Origin of the sequence: Bacillus sp. CH140a_4T (assembly GCF_008923725.1) — a bacterium.
In the GTDB taxonomy this organism is placed as follows: domain Bacteria; phylum Bacillota; class Bacilli; order Bacillales; family Bacillaceae_G; genus Bacillus_A.
In genome coordinates this window covers 243,263-256,337 of the sequence record NZ_WBPF01000005.1, presented here as the reverse complement: position 1 = coordinate 256,337, position 13,075 = coordinate 243,263, and the positions used below count along the sequence as shown (strand labels likewise).

Annotated in this window: 9 protein-coding genes and 3 pseudogenes; 10 read left to right on the top strand and 2 right to left on the bottom strand. The window is 32.1% G+C overall.

Annotated elements, in window-relative coordinates; genetic code table 11:
- The first annotated feature begins 26 nt into the window (after positions 1–26).
- From F8162_RS02315 to F8162_RS02290, 6 genes and pseudogenes are all read left to right on the top strand, one after another.
- Positions 27–1,293: pseudogene (locus F8162_RS02315) on the top strand (APC family permease).
- A 118-nt stretch (positions 1,294–1,411) separates the two neighbouring features.
- Positions 1,412–3,001 (top strand): annotated as a pseudogene (locus tag F8162_RS02310) (M3 family metallopeptidase).
- A 30-nt stretch (positions 3,002–3,031) separates the two neighbouring features.
- Entirely contained in the window at positions 3,032–4,030 is a 999-nt protein-coding gene (locus F8162_RS02305; RefSeq protein WP_151635248.1) for a phosphotransferase, read from the top strand.
- Positions 4,031–4,050: 20 nt separating this feature from the next.
- Positions 4,051–5,430 carry a 5'-methylthioadenosine/adenosylhomocysteine nucleosidase gene (locus F8162_RS02300; RefSeq protein ID WP_151635250.1) on the top strand — a complete coding sequence of 460 codons (1,380 nt, stop codon included), beginning with the start codon at positions 4,051–4,053 and terminating at the stop codon, positions 5,428–5,430.
- A gap of 167 nt (positions 5,431–5,597) precedes the next feature.
- Positions 5,598–6,302, top strand: a complete 705-nt coding sequence (locus F8162_RS02295; RefSeq protein WP_151635252.1) for an alpha/beta hydrolase — start codon at positions 5,598–5,600, stop codon at positions 6,300–6,302.
- 407 nt (positions 6,303–6,709) lie between these two features.
- Positions 6,710–7,162: a GNAT family N-acetyltransferase gene (locus F8162_RS02290; RefSeq protein ID WP_151635254.1), complete on the top strand. Its 453-nt coding sequence runs from the start codon at positions 6,710–6,712 to the stop codon at positions 7,160–7,162.
- Positions 7,163–7,214: 52 nt separating this feature from the next.
- On the opposite strand, the gene F8162_RS02285 is transcribed toward F8162_RS02290, so the two are convergent.
- Positions 7,215–7,634 (bottom strand): hypothetical protein, encoded by a 420-nt coding sequence (locus F8162_RS02285; RefSeq protein ID WP_151635256.1) that lies wholly within the window; start codon positions 7,632–7,634, stop codon positions 7,215–7,217.
- A 121-nt stretch (positions 7,635–7,755) separates the two neighbouring features.
- Here F8162_RS02285 and F8162_RS02280 point away from each other — a divergent pair, with 121 nt between their 5' ends.
- The 3 genes from F8162_RS02280 to F8162_RS02270 all read left to right on the top strand — a co-directional run bounded on the left by F8162_RS02280 (position 7,756) and on the right by F8162_RS02270 (position 11,770).
- Positions 7,756–8,403: a response regulator transcription factor gene (locus F8162_RS02280; protein WP_078417962.1), complete on the top strand. Its 648-nt coding sequence runs from the start codon at positions 7,756–7,758 to the stop codon at positions 8,401–8,403.
- The gene (locus F8162_RS02275; protein WP_151635257.1) at positions 8,396–9,772 is read left to right on the top strand and encodes a sensor histidine kinase; all 1,377 of its coding nucleotides are present in this window, start codon (positions 8,396–8,398) and stop codon (positions 9,770–9,772) included. Before F8162_RS02280 ends, F8162_RS02275 begins: the two co-directional genes overlap by 8 nt.
- Before the next feature lie 201 nt (positions 9,773–9,973).
- Positions 9,974–11,770 (top strand): Xaa-Pro dipeptidyl-peptidase, encoded by a 1,797-nt coding sequence (locus tag F8162_RS02270; protein WP_151635259.1) that lies wholly within the window; start codon positions 9,974–9,976, stop codon positions 11,768–11,770.
- A gap of 59 nt (positions 11,771–11,829) precedes the next feature.
- On the opposite strand, the pseudogene F8162_RS02265 reads toward F8162_RS02270, so the two are convergent.
- Positions 11,830–12,095: pseudogene (locus F8162_RS02265) on the bottom strand (hypothetical protein).
- A gap of 211 nt (positions 12,096–12,306) precedes the next feature.
- Here F8162_RS02265 and F8162_RS02260 point away from each other — a divergent pair.
- A complete protein-coding gene (locus tag F8162_RS02260; RefSeq protein WP_151635261.1) occupies positions 12,307–13,071 on the top strand; it encodes a class I SAM-dependent methyltransferase in 765 nt (254 codons plus the stop codon).
- The last annotated feature ends 4 nt before the right edge of the window (positions 13,072–13,075 follow it).

Genomic DNA, 13,075 nt, shown 5'->3' with positions numbered 1-13,075 from the left:
TTAAAATATAAATAGAGGTGCTTGTAATGTCTAATCATTTTGACGAAACAATTTCTATTAAAAGAGGAACAGCCTTATATGTCGGAGCAGTTTTAGGATCGGGAATCCTTATATTACCTGGTATGACAGCGAGTGTAGCAGAAGGGAATGCGATTGTTTCTTGGCTTGTTATGATATTATTTAGTATTCCACTTGCATTTACGTTCGCTTTTTTATCGATTGAGTACTCAAGTGCAGGTGGAATTGCCACGTTTGCAGAAAAAGCTTTCGGTAAAAATATAGGTGCTTATTATAGGATGGTGTTTTTTTATTGCGGGTAGCGTTGGTCAAATCGTAGTCTCAATGACTGGTGGAATGTATATAGTGAGAGTGCTTGCTTTATCACCATATTTCTCTTACGTTATAGCGCTTATTATTTTAAGTATTTCAATTGGTTTTAATTTATACGGGTTAAAAATGAGTGGTTGGTTTCAAGTATGTATTGGTGTATTAACTTTCTTTATTTTAATTGTAACGATTATTAGCTCACTACCTTATATTGAAATGAAAAATATAAATGTACATATTTCTATGCATGAAATAAATCCAATTTTAGAGGCATCATTATTAATTTTTTGGTCTTTTTTCGGCTGGGAAGCTATTGCAAGTTTAGCTCCAGAATTTAAAACACCTAGAAAAAGAAATATTATTTTATCTACGGGATTTGCGATTGTTATTATTGGAGTTTTATATATAGGTATTGCGTTATCGGTAATTGGAATGAAATCCTATTATATAAATGCTGATAATACTACGGCTCTCGTGCTTGTAATGAAACAAACATTAGGCGAGCGATTTGCATGGATAATTGGATTTGTAGCTTTTATAATTTGTTTAGGAACGACAAATGCATTTATCGCAAGTATGGGTCGCTTAGGTTATTCATTAGGAAAAGCTGAAGTTGCACCACGTTATTTAGCACATATAAATAAAAAAAGAGAAACCCCAACAAATGCAGTAAAAGTTGTAGGTTGCACTGCAATAATAGGTTTGTTAATAAGTTTCGTTTTCCATATTAGTATAGATAAAATTGTATTAATACCGAATTCGTTAGGAATTGTTACATATATAGTCGGTACTGCGGCTGGAATGAAATTAATAAAGAATAGGTTAGGTAAAATTTTTTCTATAGTAGCTTTTACATGTTGTGTAGTTATTTATCCTTTTATTGGAGGAGTAATACTGATTCCAGTATCTGTATCGTTTATCTGTTTATGTTATGTACGTTTCAGTAGCAGAAGAAAGGAGTATTAATAAGAATGCGTTTGTGGAAATCTAAATATTTAAAGATATTAAAATTTTCTTGTTTCATATATAATTGTGTAGGGAGAAACAACTGTAACTATTTGTAAAAATAGGAGGCGGCTAAAAATTGCATGAAATTGCTAGGTGGAATTTAGATCGATTGTATTTGATTGAAGATATTCTAACTCCGATATTGGGGTTGAAAGAACAATATTATGCGACAAAAGATGTAGGGATCCTTTCAAAACTTATACAAGCTATTGAAAAGGCTGAATATTATTTGTATTGCCGATCGGCTGAAGAAAGTGTTTCATCTGACCTTACTATATTGACTACGGCAGTAAAAGATCTGAAAAGGGAAGTACAGTAAGTAATACAGCAAAGTGCAATGGAAACTTCCAATAATATTAATACTAATTTAATAAAAGAAGAACTACATGCATGGGAAAATATGTACATACAATTAAGAAATAAGATAGAAATAGAGCACAATAATAAACAAATATCATTTGGTCAAGCAAATAATATTGCAATGAATAGTAATAATGAAAAGGAAAGAGTAGAAGTATTCGAGTTATTAACAAATGCCCTACATAAGGAAAAAGAAATCTTTGCTACTGTATTGAATCAAATAGGGAGATTACGTAATACAAAGAGTAATGAATTAGGAGGCAGAGATATTTTAACTCAATCTTTACATGCGAATGGTATTACTGAAACTGTATTATTAAAAATGTGGAATGCGACAGAAGAAAATCTTGATAAATTAGTAAGTGTTTTAAACGTGTTTAAGAAGGGGGAAGCTTCGATCACATGGCATGAACTTATGACAGTAAAGGAAAATAATGAGATTAATATCCCTTTTTCAGTAGCAGTTCAAAACATATACGATGCGTTTGAAAATATAGATAAAGAATTAGCAGAATTTGCACGTAATGCAATAGAGAGTGGATGGGTAGATGCGGAGCCAAGAGATAATAAAGCACCAGGCCGGTTTTGCGCTCCTTTCTTCAGTGAGAAAGAATCGCGAATTTCAATGCGTTATGACGGAAGTATAGATAGTGTAAGAGTACTTGCGCATGAACTAGGACATGCTTGGCATTTTTATAATATGAGCTTTGAACAATCTACTTCTTTTTTAGATGATTATTTGCCAATGAGTACAGCAGAATCTGCGTCTATATTCTTTGAAACCGTGCTTATAAACTATCTAATTCAAACAACAGATAGTATAGATATAAAAAAGTCATTGCTTAGTTGGAAAATAAGAAACAGTTTTAATTATGTAATGGCAATACGAGCATCATTTGAATTTGAGAAGAACTTTTATGAAAAGTGTAAAGAAGGTCCTTTAAGTGCTGATGAAATCGAGAAATTATCTATAGCATCACAAGAAAAAGCATACGGGCATGCATTATTAGAATACCAGCCGTTTGTTTGGATGAAATATGTTCAGTTTTATATAGCAGATGTTCCATTTTATAATTATCCATACACATTTGGGTATTTAGCTAGTTTTAGTTTAATAGAAATAGCTCAAGAAAGTAAAAGTACTTTTCATTCGAAATATAAAGAGTTTTTACGAGAAACAGGAAAAGCTCCAGTAGAAGAGCTTATGAAAAAACATTTTGAAATAGATATAACAAGCTATGCATTCTGGGATAAAGCTTTTAGACAAATTTCGAAAGATGTTGATGAATATTTGCAACTGATGTAAAGAACGCCAAGTTAAGAAAGGATAAGTAAGATGATTGAGCCATTATGTAATAAAAAAGCTGCAATGATTTTTCAAGAGCTGAAAGTGGAGTGTGAGTCTTTATTTAAGTTTAAAATTCGAAATGCAATACCTATTCATCGTGGTTGGCTAAATTTAAAGTGGAAACTCGAAACGAATGCAGGATTTTTTGTATTAAAGCAATATAATAAAGAACGGTACAAAATGTATAACCCAGAACTTTTAATACAAGCATTACAACAACAGCAAAGACTACATAATAATGGTGTAAGTTGTCCAAAGCTCCTAACTTATAAAAATAATGTAATGCATACATCAAAAAATAATGAAAGATTTATAGTTTTAGAACATAAAGAAGGTAATCTAATTTTACCAGGAAAATTGAATGAAAAGGAAATCTACTCTCTTGGTAAGACAATAGGTCATATGCATAAATTGTTAAATGATGGCTCTTTAATAGAAGGAAAAAAACCTAAATTTGTTCCGCCTACTAAAGAAGAAAGGTTGAAACATTGGGAAGATAAAAGGAGAGAAGCAGAACAGCTAGGAAAAGAACATATTCTCTCCCGTATAAAATTACAGCAAGAAGCAACACAATTAGTAAATATAAATCAATTTTATAATAGTAAAAGCGGATGGGTGCACCGTGATCTATGGGTAGATAATTTCTTATTCCATAACGATGAAGTCTCAGCAATTCTAGATTTTGATCGGATGGATTATGATTATGTCGAATTAGATATTGGGCGTGCGGTTATATCTTGTGCCTTACATAATGGAGTATTAAATAAGAGTCTAGTTGCATCATTTTTAGCGGGATACCGTCATAAATTAGACTTTCCAGTAGGGAGTATTGTTCGGGCAATTCAAATGCTTTGGTATATGGAGAGCACATGGTGGATCCATGCCAATATGGATCAGCAAAGTGTACCACCTTCACGCTTTGCGGATGAAATGAATTGGATAGCTGAAAATTACAGTGCCTTACATAATATATTGGCAGATTTATAAGAAAAAAGGAGACTACATTCATGAACAGAATCGGCATTATCGGAGCAATGCAAATTGAAATAGATTTACTTTTAGAAAAACTAGTTATAGAAGAAAAACAGACGATTGCAGGAATGCCTTTTTACGTTGGAGAATTTATGGAAACCGAAGTGATTGTCACAAGATGTGGTGTAGGGAAAGTAAATGCAGCCGCATGTACGCAAACATTAATTCATAAATTTGATGTAGATGCTATTATCAATACGGGTGTTGCTGGAGGGTTACACGGAGATGTAAAAGTTGGTGATATCGTTATTTCAACGAATGTTACCCATCATGATGTAAGTAAATCTCAAATGAAAAACTTATTCCCGTTCCAAGAAGAGTTTATCGCAAATAAGGAATTAATAGAGTTAGCACGTATTGCATGCAATAGTAGTGATTTACACATGGAGGTTCATGAAGGAAGAATTGTAAGCGGTGAATGTTTTGTTGAAGATTCAAAACTAAAAGCGAAATTAATAGATGAATATGCGCCGCTTTGTACAGAAATGGAAGGTGCAGCAATTGGACATGTTGCTTATATAAATGACGTACCATTTCTTGTTATAAGATGTATTTCTGACAGTGCAGACGATGAAGCTCAAGTTTCCTATGATGATTTCGCGAAAACAGCCGCAAATTATTGTTCAGAAATTATAGTTGAGATGCTGAAAAATAAATCAAGTAATACTTATAGTTCAAAAGGAGAGAATGACATGTTACAAGCATTAATTTTTGATATGGACGGAACGCTATTTCAAACAGATAAAATCTTAGAATTATCGTTAGATGATACATTTGCCCACTTAAGATCACTACAATTATGGGATACGGTAACACCTATTGATAAATACCGTAAAATTATGGGTGTGCCTTTACCGAAAGTTTGGGAAGCTTTATTACCGGATCATTCTCTTAAAATAAGAGAACAAACGGATGCATATTTTTTAGAAAGATTAATTGAAAACATTAAAAGCGGAAAAGGTGCTTTATATCCGAACGTAAAAGAAATTTTTACATATATAAAAGAAAATAATTGTTCAATTTATATTGCTAGTAATGGTCTAACTGAATATTTACGAGCAATCGTATCTTATTATGATTTAGATCAATGGGTTACTGAAACGTTTAGTATTGAACAAATAAACTCACTTAATAAAAGCGACTTAGTAAAAAATATTTTAAATAAATATGATATAAAAGAAGCAGCTGTAATTGGGGACCGGTTATCTGATATAAACGCAGCTAAAGATAATGGCTTGATTGCGATTGGTTGCAATTTTGATTTTGCACAAGAAGATGAACTTGCGCAGGCGGATATAGTAATAGAAGATTTACTGGAGTTGAAGGGGATATTGCCTATTGTGCAGAGAAAATAATTCATTCTAAAAAATTATATAATTGTATAAAAAGCCTTCTTTCACTAACGTAGTAGAATTCATTTGTGATAGATCAGTAATAGTTTGATTTGTTTTAAAACTGAGTAGAGGATTATAAAGTGTGCAGTTTTGCCAATTCCTATATGTCGTATTCCAAGGAGTAAAATATGCTTAAAGATAATTTTAAAATTGGTAATATTCCTACGGTTTTATGGGGAGATAAAAGTGAAAAAATTTTTATTGCAGTACATGGAAATATGTCAAATAAGGAAGATGCAATTATTCAAATATTAGCTGAAGCAGCCAATCAAAAAGGTTATCAAGTATTAAGCTTTGATTTACCTGAGCATGGAGAAAGGAAAAATGATAATACACCTTGCAAAGTACAGTTTTGTGTTAGTGAATTATCTATAATTATGAATTACGCAAAAGAACATTGGAAAGAAGTAAGCGTGTTTGCATGTAGTATCGGAGCTTATTTTAGCCTTGTAGCCTATCAAAATGATGTGATAGAAAAGGCATTATTTTTATCACCAGTAGTTAATATGGAACGAATTATCAAAAATATGATGAAATGGTTTAATGTAACACCAGAAATTTTGCAAAAAGAAATGACTATAGAGACACCGATTGGTCAAAAGTTATATTGGGATTATTTATGTTATGTAAAAGAACATCCTATTAATACATGGAATACGGATACATATATTATGTACGGGGCCAAGGATGAACTGTGCGAATTTGAAACTATTAACGATTTTAGAAAAAAACATCGTTGTGAATTAGAAATCATGGAGACGGGTGAACATTATTTTCATACTGCCGAACAGTTAAAGATATTTGAGCAGTGGTTATACAAACATATCAATTAATAAATTATAATTTATCTTAAACCTGTTAGAGAAGAATAGTGAATATATAAACTAATATTATATTTGAGAGACATTATAAATGTAAAAGTATTCACTTAAACAAACAATCGCCTTAGTCCAATAAGAATTAAACAACTTTATTAAAGATTTTTGAGTACAAATACCTTTAAACGTATAGAAATGAAACAACTTTAAAGAGCTTTAAAGAGCTTTAAAGAGCTTTACCCACATTAGAGTGTAGCAAGGCTCTTATATTTTCGTAATAAAATAAAACAACTATATTATCGATTTACATCTGAATTGAAGAATAGCCATTCTACGAATTGAATAAAGTAACAACCATAAAATGCTCAGAACAAAAGATTCTTGAGCATTTTTACGTATTTTTATATTAAGGGGGAACTCACTTGAAAGATATACATATTCAACAAATTGAAGATTTAATGATATACGAACACGATTGTCTTGTTCAAGAAAGCAAAGAAGAAGGATTTAATTTTCTAATAAGACTTATAAGTGAATATGAATATAAAATAAACATATTTAATAAAACTGGTGAATGCTTATATGGCATTTTTCAAGGGGAAAAGTTAATTGGAATAGGAGGATTAAATGAGGACCCATATACAGAAAATAATAAGATTGGTAGGGTGAGGAGATTTTATATTTCAAAGGACTACCGTTGTATAGGGATAGGGAACTTGTTATTAATCCGACTATTATCTCATGCGGAAAAGTATTTTAAAGTGGTTGTTTTACATACAGATACAAAGCAAGGTGATGCGTTTTATACTGCAAATGGATTTGTGAAAGGAGAATTTTATAAAGGATCTAGTCATTATAAAGTATTATATGAGTAAAAAAAGGGACCTCTGCTTATAAAAATAAGCTTATGAAGTCTCTTTTTTCTAGTCAATTATGTTTAACATTCATTTCTTTCAATAATCCCTTCGGATCACCTTTTACATAATAAAAATGCGGATTATTTTCATCATCGTAAAGCATAATATAAGGCTTTTGATTAAGTGGTAGAAGAATTAGTACTTCATCAATTGTTGTATGTAACCATTGATTTGTAATAGAAACTGGTTTAGATAAAGGGATTTTTATCATGTGACCATCTTTCGGAACGACGTTTAAGTTTTTGAACGGACCAGTAATGGATTTAGCATATTGAACAGCTTCTTTTTGAATAGCTGGATCTAAAGATTGTTTTTGAACGACCATTTCTTTTTGACAATCAAATACTTCAATTTGTTGATTACTATTTGCGAACACATTTGTTGATAATAAGAAACAAAGAAGAGTAATGACCCCGATTTTTTTAATCATAATACAACACCTCGTCTTTACTATCCCCTTAAACGGTTCAAATATTTTTCTGTCACATTGATGTAACAAAGAAGTTGTATAATACAATTGATTTTTGTTTAAAAGCAATGGAGGATCATGTATGAGAGTATTAATAGCAGATGATGAACAAGATATGTTAAGGATTTTAAAGGCTTATTTCGAGAAAGAAGGCTTCGAAGTTTTATTAGCGAAAGATGGAGAGGAAGCACTTCAAATATTTTATGATGAGAAAATTGATTTAGCTATTTTAGACTGGATGATGCCGAAACATAGTGGTATTACTGTTTGTCAGGAAATAAAAAAGAACTCAAGCGTTAAAGTATTAATGCTTACAGCGAAAAGTGAAAGCGAAGATGAACTAGCGGCGCTTCAAAGTGGTGCAGATGAGTACGTAAAAAAACCATTTCATCCAGGCGTACTCATTACACGAGCGAAAAAGTTAATACAGCATGATGATGTCATTCAAGTTCAAGATTTGAAAATAGATTTCACTAAAAATAAAGTTTATAAAAATGACAAAGAGTTAGATATTACAAAAACAGAGCTAGAATTAATAAAGTGTTTTTTAAATCATAAAGGCATGATTTTAACTCGTAAAAAATTGTTAGATATCGTATGGGGATTTGACTATTTTGGTGAAGAGCGAACTGTTGATACACATGTAAGAAGATTACGTAAAAAAGTAGGAGGAAATATTATAAAGACGCACCGCGGGCTAGGATATAGTTTGGAGGAACAGAGTGAATAAACTTGGAAAAAAGCTATTTCTCAGTATTTCTTTAACTGTGGTTCTTATTTTTACGATATCGTTATTATTAATTAACTATCTTTTACCGAAATATAATATTTACAAAACGCGAGAAAGTTTAGAAGGTATAACAGCACAAATACAATCCATACCGAGCAATCAACTGGATGAAGCGATTACTAGCATTGAAAATGAGGGGAATGTTACGATTACGTATACATCGATAAACGATTCAGAAGATCATATTAATGAAGAGTTACGTATGCAACTTACAAAGAAAAGAGTTGCCCTTAATAAACTTTGGATTACAAAAGAAGAAATAATGAAAGTAAAGAACTTCGGGCATTCGAATAAAATATATGATCAAGAGAAGATGAAATCTAGTTTTTTTGTGAAATATATTGCGAAAGACAATTTGCTGATTTTAGTAGGAGTTTCGATCGCACATTCAAATGAAGTGATAAAAACGTTAAACTCATTTTATTTGTACATATTAGGTGTTACGATTTTTCTTATTGTCGTACTTGTATGGATACTTTCAAAAACAATTACGAGACCATTGAAAGAATTAAGTGATGTTGCAGAAGATATTTCAAATTTGAAATTTGAACGAGCGAAAGTGAAAACAAATGATGAAATTGGAGACTTAGCTAATAGTATTAATATCATGAGTGATAAACTACATGAAGCGCATCAAAATTTAACAGATCGAAATGAACATTTAAAACGATTTATGGGTGATGTGACGCATGAATTAAAAACTCCGATCGCATTAGTGAAAGCATATTCTATGGGAATAAAAGATGGTTTAGATGATGGTACATACATAGATACTATTATTAAACAAACTGATCAAATTTCGAACTTAATTGAAGAGTTATTACGATTTTCTAAACTAGAGAGAGATGTTTTACAAAAAGAAGAATTCTCTATTAAATCACTAGTCCAAAGTATATTAGATAAGCATAAGATTGAGTTAGAGTCGAAAGAAATAGATTTGCATGTGAACTATAATGTTGGTGATGCGGTTGTTTATGCAGATGTAAATAAAATGAGAATGGTGTTTCAAAATTTAATATCTAATGCGATAAAATATACAGCAAATCAAAATATAAAAATTACTTTAGAAGAACGAAATGAAAGTGCATATTTTCAAATTCAAAATGGTATGAATGCGGAACAGATGAAAGATATCGATAAAATTTGGGAACCTTTTTACGTCTTAGAATCTTCTCGTAGTAAAGACCATTCAGGTACAGGATTAGGCTTAGCGATAGTGAAAAGTATTTTAGAGAGACATGGTTTTGACTATGGAGTATCTACTATAGAGGGAGAAATACGATTTTATATTAATATGAAGAATGTTTAATTCAATACTATTAGGAGCATCGTCTATTATTAGGCGATGTTTTTTATTGATTATAAGAGAGTGGTAAATCAGGATATATAATCTTGAAAGCTCGTTGGAAGAGTGTTCTATAAATTTCTCAAGTTTTTGTATAAATTATAAACTGAATTTTCAGTAATTTTATTGTATAGTAAAAGGAGACATATATGGGGAGGAAAGAGTATGGGGAAAAAGAAAATAGCAATTACATTATCAACAATTTTATCTTTATCAGTTACATCGGGAGTTTCTAGTATGACTGCGTATGCAGACAATAAAGAAACAAACTACATAAATGAGAATGATGTGAAGTTAAATGGGAAAGTTTCAGAAGGGGTACAATCAAATACGAAGATCGAATTAGAAAATGGGATGACAAAACCAATTTACTCGCTTGATGAAGCAATTATCGAAAATCTATTTGTAGAGACGGAAGTTGATAGTGATCGAGATGGGAAAAAGGATCGTGTATCAGTAAAAGTTATGCGTCCAAAAACTGATTCGAATGTGAAAGTTCCCGTTATTTATGAAATGAGTCCATATCGAGCTGGCTTAAAAGATGTTCCTGTATATAATGTAGATGAAGAATTGTATGCGTATGAAGGGAAACCATATGGAGCTGTTAATCTTGGTTCATACGGAAATTATTATGTGCCGAGAGGTTATGCAGTTATTTTAGGCGAAAGTATTGGAACTGGAAAATCAGATGGATGTCCGACTACTGGAGATGAACAAGAAATACTAGGAACGAAATCTGTTATTGATTGGGTGAATGGACGTGCGAAAGCATACACAGAAAATGGTGAGGAAGTTAAGGCTGATTGGTCTACAGGAAATGTAGGGATGACTGGCGTTTCTTATAATGGTACGTTACCGAATGCTGTTGCGACGACTGGTGTTGAAGGATTAAAAACAATTATTCCAATCGCAGCGATTAGTAGTTGGTATGATTATTATCGTGCAAACGGTGCAGTCATCGCGCCAGGTGGATACCAAGGAGAAGATACAGACAATATGGCTGAAGCAGTACTAACAAGGGAAAATCCTGAAGTTTGCGGACAAGTAATAAAAGAGCTAACAGCTGGACAGGACCGAAAAACTGGTAATTATAATGATTTTTGGGATAAACGTAATTATGTAAAAGATGCTAAAAATGTTAAAGCAAGCGTATTTGTTGTGCATGGTTTAAATGATTGGAATGTTAAGACGAAGCAGTTCGCGCAATGGTGGGATGCGCTTGGAGAAAATGATGTTCCTCGTAAAATGTGGTTACATCAAGGTGGACATGGTGGAACATCAACGAATGACTGGCAAAGAACACAAAATAAATGGCTCGATTATTGGTTGTATGGAATTGAAAATGGAATTATGAATGAACCAATGGTTGATGTACAACGTGAAAATAAAACTTGGGAAAAATTAAAAAATTGGCCGGATCCATCGGCTGTGCCGTCAAAAGTTCGTATGTATTTAAGTAACAAAGCAGTTAATATGCCATTAAGTATGGGCTCTGCAAATAAAGTTTTCTCATTCGTAGATGATGCGAAAATGAAATCAAACCAATTAGTAGCAAACCCAGAATTAGAAGTAGCCAATCGATTAGTCTATACAATGCCGGTATTACAAAAGGATATGAAAATAAGCGGTACACCAAAGATTTCAATTACAGGAAATATTGATCGATCTGTATCAAATTTAACTGCTTTACTTGTTGATTATGGAGGAACGAAGCCGGAAATCGTAACGAAAGGTTGGATGGATCCACAAAACTTAAAGAGTATAGAAAATTCAACAGCGATTCAACCAGGTAAAGATTATACATTTACATGGGACATGCAGCCAGATGATTATGTATTTAAAGCGGGGCATCAAATTGGGGTCGTTTTAATTGCTAGTGACTATGATTATACAATTAGACCGAAAGCGGGCACGAAGCTTATAGTAAAATTAAGTGAAGTGACATTACCAATTGTGAAATAAATAGTGATGGATAAAGAGCTTACTACATAGTAAGCTCTTTATATTTTGAAAGGGAGAGTTCAATGTGAATTTTTATTGGTGGATACAAAAATGCTTACAATAAATAAAAAAATGGCATTTATGATCAATAGGCCACTAAAGATAAGCCCAGCAAAGCCTCCAGCGAATCCATCTTCTACTTTTTCACCAATAACGTGCAAAGTGGCGAAGAAAGTATGAAAAGCCCACTGGCTACTTTCCATGTTCGTTTATACTTCTTTGCTATAAAGAAAATCAGTATATTAAAAGAAATAAGAAGAAAAACAAACCCAATTAATGAATTCATCGTATCCTCCTTTCAGTAAAAATGAAAAATCTGATTTTTCATTTTCTATATTTTCATTTCGAAGGGAATATTATACAATATGATTATATTCTATGGAAAGCGAGTGATATATTATGACAGTCAGCTCTTTCGAATTTTCATTAAAAATAAAGGTACAGGAAGATTAATTGAAAGAAAATCTTCCGTACGTAAAAAACGGAGGAGAAAATAAATGTTTAGTTTTTATAGTACACTTTGCACGGAACTTTATGATTTCACTAAGCCTGTCGGTTATTCTTTAAATGGTGATATTGAGTATTACCAAGAACGTTTAAAAAATTGTAGAGGAAGAATTCTCGAAGCGGCAGTAGGATCAGGGCGCGTCATCATCCCACTTCTTGAAGCTGGTTTTACAGTAGATGGGATAGATTATTCATCTGAAATGCTAGATTCTTGCCGTATACGATGTAAAGAGAGAGGATTACATCCTAATTTATATGAAGGAAGCGTACAACAATTTTCACTGCCACATAAATATGAGGCAATTATCATTCCTACTGGATCTTTTTGTTTAATTGAAAATCGTACAGATTCTATAAACGCATTGAAATGTTTTTATGAACAACTTGAACGAGGTGGTCGGTTAATCGTAGATATTATGCTTCCACATGACTGGAAGACTGGTGAGATTCATACATCGACTTTTTCTTTGCCGAGCGGTGACGGAATTACATTAGAAAATAAATCAATTGAAATAGATTGGAGGAACCAAGTTACTCTATCATATTTAAAATATGAAAAATGGAGTAAAGGGCAGTTAGTACAAACAGAACTGCAACGCTTCGCGCTGCGCTGGTATGGAATAGAAGAGTTTAAACTTCTGTTAGAAAGTATAGGTTTCTCTAATATTACTTGCTCTGCTGACTATGTTTATGAAAAAGAACCGTCAAATGCAAATCAAATGATTACTTTTGAAGCTATGCGAAACGAAAAATAAAGAA

Coding starts and splice junctions, on each gene's coding strand:
- F8162_RS02260 (WP_151635261.1), top strand. CDS start 12,307: ATGTTTAGTTTTTATAGTACACTTTGCACGGAACTTTATGATTTCACT.
- F8162_RS02300 (WP_151635250.1), top strand. CDS start 4,051: ATGAACAGAATCGGCATTATCGGAGCAATGCAAATTGAAATAGATTTA.
- F8162_RS02280 (WP_078417962.1), top strand. CDS start 7,756: ATGAGAGTATTAATAGCAGATGATGAACAAGATATGTTAAGGATTTTA.
- F8162_RS02285 (WP_151635256.1), bottom strand. CDS start 7,634: ATGATTAAAAAAATCGGGGTCATTACTCTTCTTTGTTTCTTATTATCA.
- F8162_RS02270 (WP_151635259.1), top strand. CDS start 9,974: ATGGGGAAAAAGAAAATAGCAATTACATTATCAACAATTTTATCTTTA.
- F8162_RS02295 (WP_151635252.1), top strand. CDS start 5,598: ATGCTTAAAGATAATTTTAAAATTGGTAATATTCCTACGGTTTTATGG.
- F8162_RS02305 (WP_151635248.1), top strand. CDS start 3,032: ATGATTGAGCCATTATGTAATAAAAAAGCTGCAATGATTTTTCAAGAG.